General features: G+C 57.3%; 15 protein-coding genes. 6 read left to right on the top strand and 9 right to left on the bottom strand.

The genetic code is table 11. From position 1 onward, the window contains the following. Nucleotides 1–78 precede the first annotated feature (78 nt). Together EKM85_RS03605 and EKM85_RS03600 are read right to left on the bottom strand one after the other, a co-directional pair. Nucleotides 79–1,239, bottom strand: coding sequence for a cysteine desulfurase family protein (locus EKM85_RS03605; protein ID WP_125584902.1), 1,161 nt, complete (start codon nt 1,237–1,239; stop codon nt 79–81). 12 nt (nt 1,240–1,251) lie between these two features. Next, on the bottom strand, nt 1,252–1,944 hold the full coding sequence (locus EKM85_RS03600) for a 5'-methylthioadenosine/adenosylhomocysteine nucleosidase (RefSeq protein ID WP_125584901.1): 693 nt from the start codon (nt 1,942–1,944) through the stop codon (nt 1,252–1,254). 132 nt (nt 1,945–2,076) lie between these two features. Here EKM85_RS03600 and EKM85_RS03595 point away from each other — a divergent pair, with 132 nt between their 5' ends. Further along, a complete protein-coding gene (locus EKM85_RS03595; protein WP_125584900.1) occupies nt 2,077–3,288 on the top strand; it encodes an RNA-guided endonuclease TnpB family protein in 1,212 nt (403 codons plus the stop codon). A gap of 191 nt (nt 3,289–3,479) precedes the next feature. Here the strand turns inward: EKM85_RS03595 and EKM85_RS03590 are convergent, their stop codons facing one another. Both EKM85_RS03590 and EKM85_RS03585 read right to left on the bottom strand, forming a co-directional pair. Beyond that, entirely contained in the window at nt 3,480–3,749 is a 270-nt protein-coding gene (locus tag EKM85_RS03590; protein ID WP_125584899.1) for a hypothetical protein, read from the bottom strand. Further along, a complete protein-coding gene (locus EKM85_RS03585) occupies nt 3,742–4,275 on the bottom strand; it encodes an NUDIX hydrolase (protein ID WP_125584898.1) in 534 nt (177 codons plus the stop codon). Before EKM85_RS03585 ends, EKM85_RS03590 begins: the two co-directional genes overlap by 8 nt. A gap of 177 nt (nt 4,276–4,452) precedes the next feature. Between EKM85_RS03585 and EKM85_RS03580 the strand changes: the two genes are divergently transcribed. Beyond that, nucleotides 4,453–5,193 (top strand): 5-bromo-4-chloroindolyl phosphate hydrolysis family protein, encoded by a 741-nt coding sequence (locus tag EKM85_RS03580; protein WP_225418926.1) that lies wholly within the window; start codon nt 4,453–4,455, stop codon nt 5,191–5,193. Then, nucleotides 5,186–6,415: a toxic anion resistance protein gene (locus EKM85_RS03575; RefSeq protein ID WP_125584897.1), complete on the top strand. Its 1,230-nt coding sequence runs from the start codon at nt 5,186–5,188 to the stop codon at nt 6,413–6,415. Before EKM85_RS03580 ends, EKM85_RS03575 begins: the two co-directional genes overlap by 8 nt. A 102-nt stretch (nt 6,416–6,517) precedes the next feature. On the opposite strand, the gene EKM85_RS03570 is transcribed toward EKM85_RS03575, so the two are convergent. Together EKM85_RS03570 and EKM85_RS03565 are read right to left on the bottom strand one after the other, a co-directional pair. After that, entirely contained in the window at nt 6,518–7,495 is a 978-nt protein-coding gene (locus EKM85_RS03570; RefSeq protein ID WP_125584896.1) for a zinc-binding dehydrogenase, read from the bottom strand. 50 nt (nt 7,496–7,545) lie between these two features. After that, nucleotides 7,546–8,349, bottom strand: a complete 804-nt coding sequence (locus EKM85_RS03565) for a MerR family transcriptional regulator (RefSeq protein WP_125584895.1) — start codon at nt 8,347–8,349, stop codon at nt 7,546–7,548. Between the two features lie 209 nt (nt 8,350–8,558). On the opposite strand from EKM85_RS03565, the gene EKM85_RS03560 reads away from it, so the two are divergent. Continuing rightward, a complete protein-coding gene (locus EKM85_RS03560; RefSeq protein ID WP_125584894.1) occupies nt 8,559–9,236 on the top strand; it encodes an MmcQ/YjbR family DNA-binding protein in 678 nt (225 codons plus the stop codon). A gap of 54 nt (nt 9,237–9,290) precedes the next feature. Here the strand turns inward: EKM85_RS03560 and EKM85_RS03555 are convergent, their stop codons facing one another. After that, entirely contained in the window at nt 9,291–10,715 is a 1,425-nt protein-coding gene (locus EKM85_RS03555; protein WP_125584893.1) for an MFS transporter, read from the bottom strand. Nucleotides 10,716–10,909: 194 nt separating this feature from the next. Here EKM85_RS03555 and EKM85_RS03550 point away from each other — a divergent pair, with 194 nt between their 5' ends. Further along, nucleotides 10,910–11,818: a phosphate ABC transporter substrate-binding protein PstS family protein gene (locus tag EKM85_RS03550; protein ID WP_125584892.1), complete on the top strand. Its 909-nt coding sequence runs from the start codon at nt 10,910–10,912 to the stop codon at nt 11,816–11,818. Between the two features lie 130 nt (nt 11,819–11,948). Beyond that, the gene (locus tag EKM85_RS03545; protein ID WP_125584891.1) at nt 11,949–13,421 is read left to right on the top strand and encodes an MFS transporter; all 1,473 of its coding nucleotides are present in this window, start codon (nt 11,949–11,951) and stop codon (nt 13,419–13,421) included. A 145-nt stretch (nt 13,422–13,566) separates the two neighbouring features. On the opposite strand, the gene EKM85_RS03540 is transcribed toward EKM85_RS03545, so the two are convergent. Next, entirely contained in the window at nt 13,567–14,799 is a 1,233-nt protein-coding gene (locus EKM85_RS03540) for a carboxylate--amine ligase (RefSeq protein ID WP_125584890.1), read from the bottom strand. 267 nt (nt 14,800–15,066) lie between these two features. Continuing rightward, the gene (locus tag EKM85_RS03535; protein ID WP_125584889.1) at nt 15,067–15,294 is read right to left on the bottom strand and encodes a cold shock domain-containing protein; all 228 of its coding nucleotides are present in this window, start codon (nt 15,292–15,294) and stop codon (nt 15,067–15,069) included. Nucleotides 15,295–15,296 lie beyond the last annotated feature (2 nt).

The raw sequence follows: 15,296 nt of genomic DNA, 5'->3' as shown, positions 1-15,296 counted from the left end.
TTTTACCTTTTCGTTTCAATTAGACGCCAAAACACCGAACCCGCAACGATTCTGCGAGTTCGGTGTTGTTGGCAGTGCTCACGCGTTGGCTTTACTCCGCAGTCGGTTGACGATTTTCACCAGCGCATCGCTGAATGCGACGATGTCCATGGCGGTGGTGAACGCGCCAAACGAAATGCGGATGGACTCAGCGATGCGCGGTGAGTCCTGGCCGTACATGGCGATCAAAACGTGCGAGGGCTCAAGCGACCCCGCGGTGCAGGCGGAACCGCCGGAAATCGCGAACCCCGCCAAATCCAGGTTGGTTTGCAGCGCGTAGGTCGAGACCCCCGGCAGCCACAGGTTGAACACGTGATTCAACGCGTCCGCCTTTAGCGGGCCGTTGACCTCAAAGGCGACGTCTGCGGCCTTGAGGGCATCCATGATCTGCTGTTTAAACCCGTAGTACTTCGCCTGGCGGTCGGCTTTTTCCTGCGGCGTGATCAGCTTCACTGCCGTGGCAAACCCGGCCACTGCAGGCGGGTTCTCGGTCCCGGCGCGGCGCTTCATCTCCTGCTCGCCGCCGCGCACAAACGGCGGGAAGTTCACGCCCTCCCTGCGGTACAGGAAACCGATGCCCTTGGGCCCGTTGATCTTGTGTGCAGACACGCTAAGCATGTCCACGTGCAAGGCCGCCACATCGATGTCAAGCAGCCCGTACGCCTGCGTTGCATCCGTGTGGAACCACGCCTGATGGTCAACCAGCCGCTCGCCGATCTGCTTGATCGGCATGCGCGACCCGACCTCATTGTTCCCCATCATGATGGAGACCAGGATCGTGTCATCGTCCAGCGCGGCATCGAAATCCGCAAGGGCGATCTCGCCCTCCTCGTTGACCGGCAAATAGGTCACCCGAAAGCCCTCTTTTTCCAGCTGGGCCAGCGGCTTCATCACACTGGGGTGTTCAATGGCCGTGGTGATGATGTGCTTGCCCAGATTGGCCCGGGCGTGCGCCGTCTGCATGATCGCCGTGTTATTGGCCTCAGTCGCGCCGCTGGTGATCACGATGTCGCTCGGGTGCGCGTTGATGCTGCGGGCCAGCACCGCGCGACTGGCGTCCATGACTTCGTGCGCCTTGCGCCCGAACCAGTGCGTCGAGCTGGCGTTGCCGAAGTTCTCTTGCATCTGCGTCGTCATGGTCTCAATGACCGGCTTGGCCATCGGCGTCGTGGCGGCGTTGTCGAGATAAATGTGATTCAAAACTGTCGCTCCTTACTTCAAGTTGTGAATATACGCGAGCAGCATCGCCGCCGAGCGTTTACCGGCGTCAATGATGAAATCGTCAAAGTTGACCGAAGCGCTTGCGTCCCCGTTGTCGCTCATCGCCCGGATCACGACAAACGGGGTGTGGAATTCATGGGCGACCTGCCCAATGGCCGCCCCTTCCATCTCGCTGGCCAGCGCCTCTGGAAACCGCTTCAGGATGCGCTGGATGGCTTCGGGGCTGGCGATGAACTGATCACCGGAGACGATCAGCCCTTCGCGGGTCTGCTGGCCCGTCGTGTGTGCGGCCGCCGCGATCGCCGCCGCCACGTCCTTGTCCGCCTCAAAGTAGAGCGGCTGCTGAGGCAGTTGGCCCGGCTTGTACCCAAACGCCGTCGCGTCGACGTCGTGGTACGCCACGGCACTGGAGATCACAACGTCACCGATGCTCAGGCCCTGGCCGATCCCGCCTGCGGAGCCCGTGTTGATCAACACGTCGGGTGCGTACTGGCTGAGCAGGACCGTCGCCGTCATCCCCGCTTGCACCTTCCCGATCCCGGATTCCACTAGGGTGACCTCGATGCCTTCAATCGTGCCATGGTAGTAGTGCTGGCTGGCCACCACGCGCTCCTCGCGGCCTTGCAGCTGTGGCAGCAGCGTCCGAATCTCCTCTTCCATTGCGCAGATAACGCCTATCTTCATGAGTAGTGTTTAGCAGGAAACCCCTGATTTCAATCAGGGGAGGAATGCCGTCCTGTACCTGCTTCTCCTTTACTAAAATGATGTCTTTACTGTCGAACATGTGTTTGCTATAATTCAACTGGAGGGATAGCCATGAAACAAGCCGTCACCCTGAAGTTGCGTATCCTACTTGCCGCAGAGGAAGCGCAGTTATTACAAGAAACAATGCGTCAATTTGCGGTGGGTTGTCAGTTAGTTTCACAGTATCTTTTTGACCACGGATTTGTCCTCGATCAATATGCATTGCATGAGGCACTATATCACAGACTGCGAACAGACATTGGGCTGAAAGCACAAATGGCACAGTCCGCCATTCGCCACGTCATAGGCAATTATAAGACTGTGCAGACCCAAATGAAGTCAGAACCATATGCCTTTAAAGATTGCTATACAGGACAATGGACACGGTGTCACCGTGACCTGACTTGGTTAAGGCGACCGCTGCAATACCGTAAGCCGCAACTCACATTGGTCCGTAACCGCGATTGGTCGTGGCTTCAAGATGGTCAGCTGTCACTCAATACTTTGGCAAAACGACTCCGAGTCACGCCTTATTTAAACGGCTTTGAACAATACCTGACTTCTGATTGGCAACTTGGGACGGCGACTGTAGTGCGTACAGGTGGCCATTATTTTTTGCACATCGCGGCGACCAAAGAAGTCGCAACTGTTAATCGCACGCAGGTTAAGGATATTATCGGCATCGATCGTGGCTTGCGCTTTGTGCTGGTCAGCCACAACGGTGCTGGGCAAACTAACTTTGCTTCTGGCAGAGCAATCGCGACCAAGCGGGCCAAGTACCATCGCACTCGCCAGGAACTGCAGCAGAAGAACACAAAATCTGCCAAACGATGCTTACAACGCCTGTCGGGCCGAGAGAACCGCTGGATGAGTGATGTCAATCATCGCTTGTCGAAGACACTCGTTTCGCAAGCGACCCCTAAGACATTGTTCGTGGTTGAAGACCTGACTGGCATTCGCCAACAGTCCCGCCGTCAAGCGCAGACTAGACGAGAGCGCCATTCCTGGTCTTTCTTTGAGCTGGAACAAGATTTGCGCTACAAAGCAATCCTAGCCGGCCACATAGTCATTGCGGTCTCTGCGCAATACACCAGTCAGCGGTGCCCTAAGTGCGGCCTTATTGAGAAAACCCAGCGTGATCACAAGCACCACGCCTATCGCTGTGCAGCTTGTGGCTACCAAAGTAATGATGACCGAATAGCGGCCATGAACCTCGTGACTTTGGGTCAGCAGTACCTGTCCGGCAGTCACCATCCACGCTTTACTAAAGAGGTTGTCGGGTAAACCCGATAACTGACGGGCATTGTCAACTGCCCGACGATGTGGACGCAATGAGTGGGAGCCTGAAAGGTGTTTGACCACTGTGTCGATGACACGCGAGCTACAAGCCACCAAATTTATTCGGTGGTAGTTGACGACTACACTCATCCTTTCGCTTCAAGCAGCTTACTAATTGTACGCTCATTGCGGCAAAATTACAGCTTGAATAGCACCACGGCCACGACGATCAACAGGAATATCACGATCCCGATCGCCCAGTTCAGCTTCTTTTTCAGACTGTTGACCTTCTTGAACGTCGGCTCGTCGAAGGGCCCCCGGTGCGGGGCCTTTGGTGCAGTGGCCTCCTTGCGGCCGGACTTGGCAAACTCACGCTCGGTGGCCACGCGCTTGGCGTCGCGCGCCTCTGCCGCCTGTTCGGCCTGCTTTTGCTGCTCTCGGTACTCCTTGCGCGTCAGCTCAGCCATGTTGCACCTCCAGCTCCCACAGGGCGAGCCCAAGCGTGGTCTTGGCGTCGCAAATCAGTCCCTGCGCCTGAGCCGCCTTGGCCGCAGCCAAGGTCAGCCATTCACCGGCCACAAACTCGCCAACGTCTTGGGCCCGCTGGACGGCCGGCTGGTGCAGCCTTCTGGCGGTGAACAGGTGCGTTTGGGCGTCGGAAAAGCCGGCACTTTGATAAAAGTGGGTCAAGGGGGCCCACTCGTCCGCCGCGAGCTTTGCCTCTTCGTTCAGCTCGCGCTTGGCGGCCTGAAGCGGTGTTTCGCCCGGGTCGATTTTGCCGGCTGGCAGCTCCAGTGTCTCTTGCCCAAGCGGGGTGCGCCACTGCCTGACAAACAGTGCCTTGCCGTCCTGCAGAGCCAGCACCCCTGCCGCCCCGGTGGTGTGCACCAAGATCCGCGGCGCCTGCGTGCCGTCTTCGAGCCGCACCGTCAGCTCGCTCAGCGTGAGGATGGGCCCCGCGTAGAGTTGCTTGCGTTTTTCAATTTTTTCCATGGTGGACCTTCCTTCTTGCCGCCTGCTTGGCGGTGTTCATTAATATGATACCAATGGGGTAGCAGAATACCACCGCCTTAAGAAATCCTTCATGAAAGTCCATCTCTGGGCTGATATGAGGGCAATGATTCTATGGTAAACTGTAGGCACGAAAGCATATTCAGGAAGTGAAAATCGTTGAATAAACCAGAAAAACGTATCCGCTGGCTCCGGGTCGGAATTTGGGCCGCCGCGGGGCTGGTCCTCGGCATGCTCACCATGCACTGGTGGGTCGGCGTGTTTGCGATGACGGTCTTCGGAGGCGCCCGCCTCATCGGTGAGCTGAGCCGACCGGTGCCCAAGCCGGCAACGCCGCCGATCACACCGGACATGGCAGCCCATTACGCGGACTCCGGCCTGACCGCAAGTGAGATCAACTTGTTCCGCGAAACGATGGATCAGGCCGCCGATCAGATCCACGAGTTCGAAGCCATCGCCGACCGCGTCGCAAAGATCAAGGCCATCGCAACGAATGCCGACCTCTTCGACATTATGCACGCCTACTTCAAGGCCATCGTCCAGACGCCCAAAAAGCTTGGTGCCGCGGGACATTTTATCTACGAACAGCTGCCCAACCTGTTGAGCATCGCTCAGAAGTACGAGGCGATCACCCATCACGAAGTTAAGACCCAGGACACGTATGATGTCCTGACCACCGCGGGTAACACCCTCCAGGGGCTAGCCGACACTATCCGCGGCGGCTACCAAGAGTTCGTAGAAAGTGACATCGATGAACTGGAAGCCGACCTGGACCTGGCGCAAAAGCAGATCAAACCGCGGCTGGAAGCATCGACCGAAACCGTCGACCGCAGCGTGCACCTAGATCCTATAAAGGCCGCACCGCTTAAATCTGAAGAAACGAGGAAACAACATGAGTGATGAACAACCAACCACCCCACGCCCGAACGAACAATCAACGACCCAGGCAGACCCGAACCTGGTCGCAGACCTGCTGAGCCAACCCTTCGCCGCCCAAACCCCAAGCAGCGCGGCGGCCAGCGCCCCAGCCCAGGCCACCACGGCCGCGGCGAAAGCGCAGGCCAACTTGTCTCCCGAACAGGAGAAACAGGCCCACGACCTCGCCGCCCAGATCGACGTCAAAAATAGTGACGGTGTGATGAGCTACGGCGCACAAGCCCAGCAGCAGCTTGGTCAGTTCTCCCAAACGATGCTCGACAAGGTGCAAAGCCAAGATACGGGTGCGGTCGGTGACGCCCTGACCAGCCTGATGGCCCGGCTGAACGAAGCCAACCCAGACGAGCTCCGCGCCGAAAACAATAACGTCTTCAAGAAACTATTTGGCAAGGTCCGCCGCTCGATTTTTGAGATCACGGCCAAGTACCAGAAGATCGGGGCGCAGATCGATACGATCGCGGCGCGCCTGACCAAGGAGCAGCAGGGCCTGCTCAATGACAACAAGATGCTTGACGAGTTGTACGGGCAGAACAAGGCGTATTTTGATGCGTTGAACATCTACATCGCCGCGGCCAAGATCAAGCAAGAGGAACTGCTGAACAAAACGATCCCTGCCGCGCTCGCCGAGGCGCAGGCGTCCGGCGACCAAATGAAGGTGCAGGAAGTCAACGACCTCAAACAGTTCGAAAGCCGCCTAGAAAAGCGCGCCTACGACCTGCAGCTGGCGCGGGAGATCACCCTGCAGCAGGCCCCGCAGATCCGCCTGATTCAAAACACCAACCAGGCGCTGGCCGAAAAGATCCAGGCCAGCGTCAACACGGCGATCCCGCTGTGGAAGAACCAAGTCGCCATTGCGTTGACCCTGCTGCGGCAAAAGGATGCTGTCACCGCCCAGCGCCAGGTCTCGGAAACGACCAACGACCTGCTGAAGAAGAACTCGTCGATGCTTAAGATCTCCGCCGTTGAAACCGCCAAGGAAAATGAGCGCGGCGTGGTGGACATCGAGACCTTGACCCAAACCCAGAGCGATCTGGTCGACACGCTGCAGCAGACGTTGCAGATCCAGCAAGAAGGCCGGGCCAAGCGGCAAGCGGCCGAGCTTGAGCTGGGCAAGATGGAAGAAGACCTCAAGAACCACCTGCTCGATTACACCCACGGCAACATGAGCAAGGGCCCGCAGGCCTAACGCAATCAAACCGACCAGTCGCACACGCGGCTGGTTTTTTTGGCGACTGACGCAAAAAACCGCACTGCCAAAATCAGGCAGTACGGTCAAATGAAGGGGTAACTAGTCTAAGACCACCACGTGCTTGCCGACAAAGTGGCCGGATTCCAGGTTGGCCTGAGCTGAACCGACCGCTGAAAGCCCGTGGTAGACCTTAGCAATCGGGACGGTCAGCTTGCCCGCCTGCACCGCGGTAAGTACCTGATTGAAGACCTTGGCCGGCAGGTCTTTGGCTTCACCGGCATAGCTGGTCAGAAACTTACCGCTGGGGATCATGAACGGTGAGAAGTGCTCGATTTCCCAGCCGCCACCAAGCCCGCCAGTGAAGCAGAGCTTACCGGCAGGCTTGAGCGCGGCAAAGGTGTCTGCCAGCGTCGTCGTGCCGACCAGCTCGAGCGCCTTATCCACGCCATCTGGAAGCAGGTCGTGCACCTGGGCGGCAATGTGGCCGTCATCGATGAGCACATGGTCTGCACCCATTTGGGTCAGCTTGGCCACCTTCGCCTGGCTGCGGGTCGTGGCGAGCACCGTCGCACCCAGCATTTTGGCCAGGCCGATGCTCATGAGCCCGACGGTTGACGAACCACCGCGGATCAGTACCGCGTCGCCGCCCGTCAGGTTCAACCCCTCGTTCAGCGAGCCGTAACTCGTCTGCAGCATTTCCGGCAAAGCGCCAACAAGGTCCCAGTCAAGATCGGTCTCCAGCGGAATCATCGCCGCATGCGGCACCAGGCAATACTCAGCGTAAGAGCCGTCAATCGCCCTGCCGAGGCCGCCCATCATCATCGCCACTTTCTGGCCACGCGAATACGGTGAGTCGGCCGCCGGCGTGGCAATCGCCCCTGTGCCTTCAATCCCCAAGATCCGGGGATACTGGAAATCACCGTCGGATTCACCCTTACGGCTGGTGACTTCGGACTCATTCACGCCAAAGGCCTTGACCTGCACCACGTCAAACCCGGCCTTGACCTCAGGCTTCGGCACCTCAACGGGTGTCAGCGCACTGGCCTCACAAGGGCCAGTTAATTGAATCGCTTGCATATTCATTCCTCCTTGGTTGTCTGATCGGACAGTCTTTCTGGTTCAAACTATTAGTCCAGCGCGTACTCGAGCCAGCCGTACGGCGTTGCGCCTTGCGCCACCAGTGCGCCGTGGTCATTGATCTGCCAAAGCTGCGTACTCGGCTGCAGCCCTGCAGTCTGGCAAAACTGGTTAAGTTCCTTAAGCCCGCGGGTGATCCCGTCCAGAGAGTTGGCGACGCGCACGCGAACATACCGACCCGCCGGCTTTTTAATCAGCGGCAGCAAGGTTTCATCAGGCTTGCCCTGTGTTTCTTTAAGGATCCGGAATGAGGCGGCCATGTACCCGCCCGGATCATTCACCGGCAAATCGGTTAAAAAACCCGACGTGGCCGGATCCATCAGCGCCAGCGCATCCAGCTCCTGATAAAACTCGGAAAACAGCTGTGCCACCTCTTCTTCAGTGCAGTCCACTGCCTTGCGCGAGCACCAGAACGTGGCGGGCTTCAGCGTCGCCACCACCGGCGCATACACCTTGCCGGTCGGCGGCTTGCCAGGCCGCGTCAGCCGCTGCTGGATCACCGCCTGCACGCGCTGCAGATCCTCGATTTGACTGGTGATCTTGGCCTGGGCCTCCTGCAGCTGCGGGATGGCCTGCCGATTGTCGGCGGACCTGATGGCCTTGATCTGATCAAGTGACAGCCCAATGTGGCGCAGACCGAGGATCGTCATCAGGTCGTACAGCTGCTGGTACTCGTAGTAGCGGTACCCGGTGTCGCTCACCTTGGCCGGCTTGAAAAGCCCCTGCTCATCGTAAAAAATCAGGGTTCGTCTGGTGGTATTGGCCAACTTGGCCATTTCACTAATTTTGAGCATGGCACTGTCCTTTGGGTTGACTGTCACGTAACGGTATGGTTTATAACTAGTGTAGCACAGTGATTCAGGCCGGCGCTTTGCCGTGCGATTGCCACCGACAACCTTAGGGTAAACTGTGACGCCGCGTGACAGTCAAGCCATTTTACCTCAAATTGTCAACCGCTTTGATTAACTCGCCACCGTAATGGCTCCCCGAAAGAAGGACGACTATGACCACCTTACAAGACTCAATTCAAGACACTATTTTTCACAATCGCCAACCTGACACCAAAAAGCTGGCCGCCTATGGGTTCAAACAAACCGGTACCACCTGGCACTACCAAACTGCGCTGGTCCCGGGATTCAGCCTTACCGTCAATATCAACGGGGAGACGATCACGAGTCCGGTGACCGACCAAGAGTCCGGCGACTTATACACCCTCCACCTGGACCCGGCCAACTCGGGGATGTTCATCGGCCAGATCCGCGGCGCCTACATCGCCGCCTTGACGGCGATCTCAAAGGACTGCTTCGTGCCGACCATGTTCGACGCCGGGCAGATAAAAAAAATCACCGCGGCCATCGACGAGACGTTCGCTGAACAGCCTGAATACCTGTGGAAGCAGTTCCCCAACAACGCAATTATTCGCCGCCAGGACAACCGCAAGTGGTACGCGCTGATGGTCAAGGTAACCCCGGACAAGGTGGGGCTAACCGGCGCTGACCTAATCGATCTGCTGGTACTGCGCGCAAATCCCCAGACGATTCAGGCCCAGCTCAAAAATGGCCAGGCGCTGCCCGCGTATCACATGAATAAAGAGCACTGGTTGTCCTACCAGCTGGATGTCGGCACGCCCCTGGAAACGCTGATGGCCGCGGTCAAAACGAGCCGCGAACTAGCCAAATAATCACCCGAACGCAAACGGCGCCGGAACTGAATCAGTTCCGGCGCCGTTTTGATGTTATTTACGCATCGTGAGCATCCGATAAGCCGTAAGTGCGACAGTGATGGCACACATCCCCACCGCCACGCTGAAGGCAACGTGCATGCCGTTAATGAATAGTTGCGGCCGGCTGGCCACAAACGTCGTCACCTTGCGCCCGGCCTCCCGGCTCATCGCCGCGTACAACACCGTTGTCGAGGCGGAAATGCCCACAACCATGCCCATGTTGCGCGCCAGCGCGTTCAGGCCTCCGGCGATGCCGAGGTCCTTGGGCGCGACCGCCGACATCACCAGTGTGTTGTTAGGCGACTGGAACGCACCGTTGCCAAAACCCATCACGGCGATGATCACGCAAACCAGCAGCCACGGCGTCGTCAGACTCAGCGTAACGTACCCGATCTGGACGACCAGAATGACCAGCAGCCCCACCAGCGTGATGACATACGGCCCGATTTTATCGGACAACGACCCCGCGAGCGGCGCGACGATCACCTGCACGATGGGGAACAGCATCAGCATGTACCCGGCCGTCGTCGCCGCCAGCCCCCGGGCATTTTCCAGGTAAAACGGGGAAATCACGTTAAAGAAGAAATTGGTGACGAAAATCAGAAAACCGGCGAACAGTGAGATGGTGAACTCTTTGTTGGCAAAGAGCGACAGCGCCAGCATGGGTTCTGCGCTGTGCTGCTCGATGCAGATAAACGCTGCAAACGCGATGATCGCCACCGCAAACATCGCCAGGATCACCGGCCGCGTGAAGCCAATTTCCTGGCCGATGAAAATGCCCGCAAATAGCGGCACGATAAACAGCGCGAACGCCGCAAAGCCGGGCCAGTCAATTTTGGCCTGGCTGTGTTCGATATCCTTGGGGAACACCACCTGGCCGACAATCATCGCCAAGATCCCCAGCGGCACATTGATCCAGAAGATGTAGCCCCACGGCAGCACGCCGAGGATCAGGCCGCCGAGCCCGGGGCCGGCAATTGACCCCACGGCCACAAACGAGCCGATCATGCCCAAAGCCCGCCCGCGCTCTTGAAACGGAAACACCTCAGTCACAATGCCGTTGCTGTTGGCCATGGTCATCGATGCCCCAAGGGCCTGCACGACGCGCGCCGCCAGCAGCATCACAAACGAGTGGTTGAACCCGGCAAACAGCGAGCCGATGGTGAACAGTACCTCACCCATGCGGAAGATGCGGATTTTACCGAAGATGTCGCCGAGCTTGCCCATCAAGAGGAGCAGCGCGCAAATCACGATCAGGTAAATGGACACAGTCCACTCCGCCTGGTTCATCGGCAGGTTCATGTCCTTAGAGATGACCGGCAGTGCAATGTTCACGATGGAGGCGTCCAGCGTGGACATGATGGTGAACATGCCAACGGCGGTCATGATCCACCAGCGATTTTTTTGAACGTACGGATCGTCGACGTAATTTTTCATGACGGCCTCCATTGCCCGAATTTGTCCCTTTTATTATATGGTGTTAATTTCTGAAAGACAAACGTCATTACTGACGATATTTACGTAACCGGTTCAGTGTCTTTACACCGGATACCTAACAATTACACCTAGTGCGAAAGGCTTTTACACTCACCGCGTATGCTTGAGTCATTCCATTAGGGGAGGAAATAATCATGAAAAAAGGTTCAATTTTGAAAAAAGGCTCACTACTGGTCACTGTCGGGGCCGTGCTTCTGCTCGCCGCCTGCGGGGCCAAGCAAAGCGGCAGCGCGGCGAAGCCGTCTACCGCCAAGGCGGCGGATTCAACCAAAATCATGGCCGTCGGCTCCACGGCCCTGCAGCCGCTGGTCGAACAGGCCGCTGCGCAGTATCAGGAGAAGACGCCAAGCGCGAACATCACCGTTCAAGGCGGCGGCTCGGGAGCAGGTCTGTCGCAGGTTCAATCCGGCGCGGTCACGATCGGCAACTCCGACATCTTTGCCCAGCAGCAAAAAGGCATCGAGGCAAATAAGCTGGTCGATCATCAAGTCGCTGTCGTCGGCATGGCACCAGTCGTCAACCCGGATACCAAAGTCACGAATCTCAGCTCTAAACAGCTGGTCGACATCTTCAGCGGCAAAGTCACCAACTGGAAACAGGTCGGCGGCGCTGACAAAGCCATTGTCTTGATCAACCGCGCGCAGGGTTCCGGGACTCGTGCGACCTTCGAGCAGTTTGCACTGAAGAACGCCAAGGTTAAAACCGCGCAAGAACAAGATTCCAGCGGCACCGTCCAGAAGATGGTCTCAAGCACCCCAGGCGCCATCTCTTACCTCGCCTTTTCCGCGATCAAGGAAGGCGTCACCGCCGTCTCCTTGAACAACGTAAAGCCGACGGACGCCAACGTGACCACCAACGCATGGCCAGTATGGGCATACGAGCACATGTACACCAAGGGCTCACCAAACGCGGCCACCGCTAAGTTCATCAACTACATCCAAAGCAAAGCCGTTCAGAACACGTTGGTCAAGAAAATGGGGTACATCCCCGTGGTTGACATGAAAGTGGCTCGCACCCACGACGGCACCATTGAAGACAAGTAACTGACTCACTAAGCACTGACCCTTGCGGCCAGTGCTTTTTTCATGCGAGCAGCATGGACGCCGGGGCGTGAAAAGCATAAGATTATCTGTGCATGTATTTTTCATGACTTTAATTGAGAGAATGTCGTTTATGTCGAAAAGTAACATCAGACTCGTCACCATCGCGCTTCTGCTGTCCAACGTGATGTCAGGGATCGACAGCACCATTGTCAACACCGCGCTGCCTGCCATCATCGCGGACCTGCACGGGCTGCAGCTGATGGCCTGGATCGTCGCCGTATTCCTGCTTGGCACCGCCGTATCCACCCTGCTGTGGAGCAAGCTCGGCCAGCGGACCGCCTACAAGTTTGCTTACCAGCTTGCCGCCTTGACCTTTGTGATCGGCTCACTGCTGCAAGGCCTGTCACCCAATATCTGGGTGCTGATCATCACGCGCGGGATCGCCGGCATCGGCAACGGCGGGATGATCTCGCTGCCTTACATCATGTTTGCGGACCTGTACCCCAACGTCCGCGACCGCATGAAGACCCTGGGCCTGGTCTCCGGCTTTTACAGCTTTGCCACCATCATCGGCCCGCTGGTCGGCGGGTTTCTGGTCGACACGCTGTCGTGGCACTGGATCTTCTACATTAACGTGCCAATCGGCCTGTTGTCGATCCTGCTGGTGCAAATTTACTACAAGGTGCCCCGTGCTGCCGCCGTCGACGCACCGCTGGACGTGCACGGCAGCCTCGCCTTGGTCGTGCTCCTGGTCAGCCTGCTGGGCGCCATTGAGCTGATCGGCATGGTCAAGTTGCCGGTCATCCTCGCCCTGGTGGTGCTGGCGGTCTTGGCCATGGCGGTGCTGCTGCACGCTGAAAAGCACGCTGAAGACCCAGTCATCCCCTTGCGGCTGTTTCGCAATTTCCCCCTAGTGATGGATTTTCTGCTGTTCACACTGATCTGGGGCGCCTTTGTCTCGTTTCTGACTTACGCGCCGATGTGGGCGCAGGGGCTGCTCGGCACCACGGCACTGCTTGGCGGCGCCACCCAGATCCCAGCGGCGTTCACCAATGTCGCCGGTTCGGAGTCGGTCCCAATGATGCGCCGCCGCTACACGCCGCACCAGGTGCTAACGTTTAACATTTTGATGCTGACCATCAGTTTCGTGCTGATGGCAGTCCTGAACGTCCGCGCACCGTTTTGGCTGCTGCTCGTCGCCGGTGCGTTTGAAGGCTGGGGCAACGGCGCCTGCTTCAACGAGCTGCAGGTCAAGGTCCAAGTCGACGCCGAAAAGCAGGACGTTTCGGTTGCCACGTCATTCAGTTTCCTGATCCGCATGCTCAGCCAGACCTTCACCGTGGCCATCTTCGGCCTGCTAATGAACCAGCAGCTGGCAAAAGGCGTGGCCACTCACCCCGGCATCACCATGAGTATGATGAACAAACTGAGTGATTCCAATAGTGCCGCCAGCCTGCCCCAGCACCTGCTGCCGATGATGCGTCAAATCTTATATCGTGGCCTGCACAACATCATGCTGCTGGCCTTAGCGTTAATGCTGATTTCACTGGCACTGAACTTCTACGCCCAGCACAAAGAGGCCAAACTCGCGCCCAAAGCCTGAGCCAAGCGCAGAGGAACGAAGAAGCATCTGACCCAGAATCAAGCCCTCGGGATCCAGGGGCAGCGCCCCTGTCAACTTGATTGCGGCCACCAACGGAAAAGACAAAGCGCCAACCAGACAGGAAATCAAAACTGTCTGGTTGGCGTTATTTGCCTTGGCTGCTAGTCAAAATGCGATTCCGGTAATACTTGCGAACATAATTCAGCTGGCGCAATAACAGGAAACGCCGGCGCTTGCCGTTGAGATCAGCGGGGTAAAACAGCGGGTTGACCCAGTGTTTGGCGCCAATCAGCTGATCGATCTCCCGGTGGAGCCCCGGCGACTTCACGAAATGATGCAGCACATACTTAGGCACAATGCTGTAAAGAAAGTCGCCCTTGGCCAAGACCCGCGGTTTGCACTCGCCTTTGATACAATCATCGACCAAGTTACGTGCCAAATTCTGTCCCAACCCGGTGATATAGTAACTGGCCCGGCCTTGGCGTGTGTTAGCTTCAAAAATCTTGATCTGCCCGTCGCGCGGATCACGCTTCATGTCGAAGTTGGCGTAACCGGTATAGCCGACCGCTTCCAGAAAGTCCGCCAGCTGGTTCATCAGTTCGGCCTCAAAGCGAGCGATCAGCGCGGTGTAATTGCCGATAGCGGTGCGGTCATGCTCTTGAAGCACCACCTGCGCGAGTGTGACCATTTCGGCCCGGTGGTTGCGATCCACGTAAACCACGCTGTCCCAAAGCGCATCATCGCCGCCCGGAATGTACTCCTGAACCAGCACCGATTCGCGGTAGCCATTTTCGGCCAGCAGCCCCAACACCTGGTCAAGTGCGGCCTGGTCAGCGCACTTGAACACCTTTTCCTTGCCGGCAAACTGCATGTACATGTACTTGACGGTATCATTGGGCTTAACGATCACCGGATAGCGAAGACCGGTCTCGTCAAACTGAGGGACAGGAAGCGTGCAAGTGACGGTTTTGGTGACCGGGTGCGGGATCCCGCATTGATCACACAGCTGATAAAAGTCGCTTTTATGCTGAAACGTATTCAGCAACGCTAACGTTGGATAATTGAAGCGATAAGCCTGCCCAAGTTGTGCCGCGTGTTCAACGATCAGCCGCACGTACGCGTCATTGGTGCCAATCAATAGCAGTGGTTTGCCGGCGTGGCGCTTGGCAAAGTCCATCAGAATGGGCACAAAGCGGCCCGGAGCACGCAGGTCCTGGTGATACTCGATCTGAGTGGTAATGCTGCTCCACTCGGTAAAGGAAAGTGGCGCCTGGCCAATGAGCTGCGGCGTGATCCCGTATTCTTGGTGAAAAGAGATTGCCATCGTATACGCGTTAATGTCAGTCCCAACGATCACCGGTAAGAAATCATTTGTCATGTCCCCTCACCTGCCCCTACCTTATTTGACTAGTCCGCTGACTACTGCTTAAAGCGTCCAGAAAACCTGACCAATCCAGCGCGCCGGCTACTGCCGTTATTACCAGCAAAGCTTTCGCCGCTTAGCATTCCTTGCGAAGGCATACTTATTTACTCATTATACGTCACCAGCGGATCAATAATCGCCGCTTGCCGCAAACGGGGATGGGGCCATGAACCAAAAAGCACCAATCACGCAGCCGTTTGGCGACGTGATTGGCGCGGTGGTTCACTTTCCGTACGTGGAGTCCTCAAGAATCTCGACGTTAGCGGCCTGAGGCCCCTTGGCACCTTCGATGATCACGAACTTCACCTTTTGCCCTGCCTTCAGCGACTTGAAGCCGCCGCCCAGGATGGCGGAAAAATGCACGTACACATCCTTAGGCAGGTCCGGGTCATCAGGTTCGATAAACCCGTACCCCTGCTTCTCGTTAAATAATCTCACGCGTCCTTCCATGG

Source organism: Lacticaseibacillus jixianensis, from assembly GCF_003946485.1.
Lineage (GTDB): Bacteria > Bacillota > Bacilli > Lactobacillales > Lactobacillaceae > Lacticaseibacillus > Lacticaseibacillus jixianensis.
The sequence above is the reverse complement of the archived record's forward strand: the minus strand, read 5'-3'. Positions and strand labels throughout refer to the sequence as shown.

What these genes read in the sequence shown, in the direction of transcription:
- EKM85_RS03600 (WP_125584901.1), bottom strand. Translation starts at nt 1,944, where the DNA reads ATGAAGATAGGCGTTATCTGCGCAATGGAAGAGGAGATTCGGACGCTG.
- EKM85_RS03595 (WP_125584900.1), top strand. Translation starts at nt 2,077, where the DNA reads ATGAAACAAGCCGTCACCCTGAAGTTGCGTATCCTACTTGCCGCAGAG.
- EKM85_RS03590 (WP_125584899.1), bottom strand. Translation starts at nt 3,749, where the DNA reads ATGGCTGAGCTGACGCGCAAGGAGTACCGAGAGCAGCAAAAGCAGGCC.
- EKM85_RS03585 (WP_125584898.1), bottom strand. Translation starts at nt 4,275, where the DNA reads ATGGAAAAAATTGAAAAACGCAAGCAACTCTACGCGGGGCCCATCCTC.
- EKM85_RS03575 (WP_125584897.1), top strand. Translation starts at nt 5,186, where the DNA reads ATGAGTGATGAACAACCAACCACCCCACGCCCGAACGAACAATCAACG.
- EKM85_RS03570 (WP_125584896.1), bottom strand. Translation starts at nt 7,495, where the DNA reads ATGCAAGCGATTCAATTAACTGGCCCTTGTGAGGCCAGTGCGCTGACA.
- EKM85_RS03565 (WP_125584895.1), bottom strand. Translation starts at nt 8,349, where the DNA reads ATGCTCAAAATTAGTGAAATGGCCAAGTTGGCCAATACCACCAGACGA.
- EKM85_RS03560 (WP_125584894.1), top strand. Translation starts at nt 8,559, where the DNA reads ATGACCACCTTACAAGACTCAATTCAAGACACTATTTTTCACAATCGC.
- EKM85_RS03555 (WP_125584893.1), bottom strand. Translation starts at nt 10,715, where the DNA reads ATGAAAAATTACGTCGACGATCCGTACGTTCAAAAAAATCGCTGGTGG.
- EKM85_RS03550 (WP_125584892.1), top strand. Translation starts at nt 10,910, where the DNA reads ATGAAAAAAGGTTCAATTTTGAAAAAAGGCTCACTACTGGTCACTGTC.
- EKM85_RS03545 (WP_125584891.1), top strand. Translation starts at nt 11,949, where the DNA reads ATGTCGAAAAGTAACATCAGACTCGTCACCATCGCGCTTCTGCTGTCC.
- EKM85_RS03540 (WP_125584890.1), bottom strand. Translation starts at nt 14,799, where the DNA reads ATGACAAATGATTTCTTACCGGTGATCGTTGGGACTGACATTAACGCG.
- EKM85_RS03535 (WP_125584889.1), bottom strand. Translation starts at nt 15,294, where the DNA reads ATGGAAGGACGCGTGAGATTATTTAACGAGAAGCAGGGGTACGGGTTT.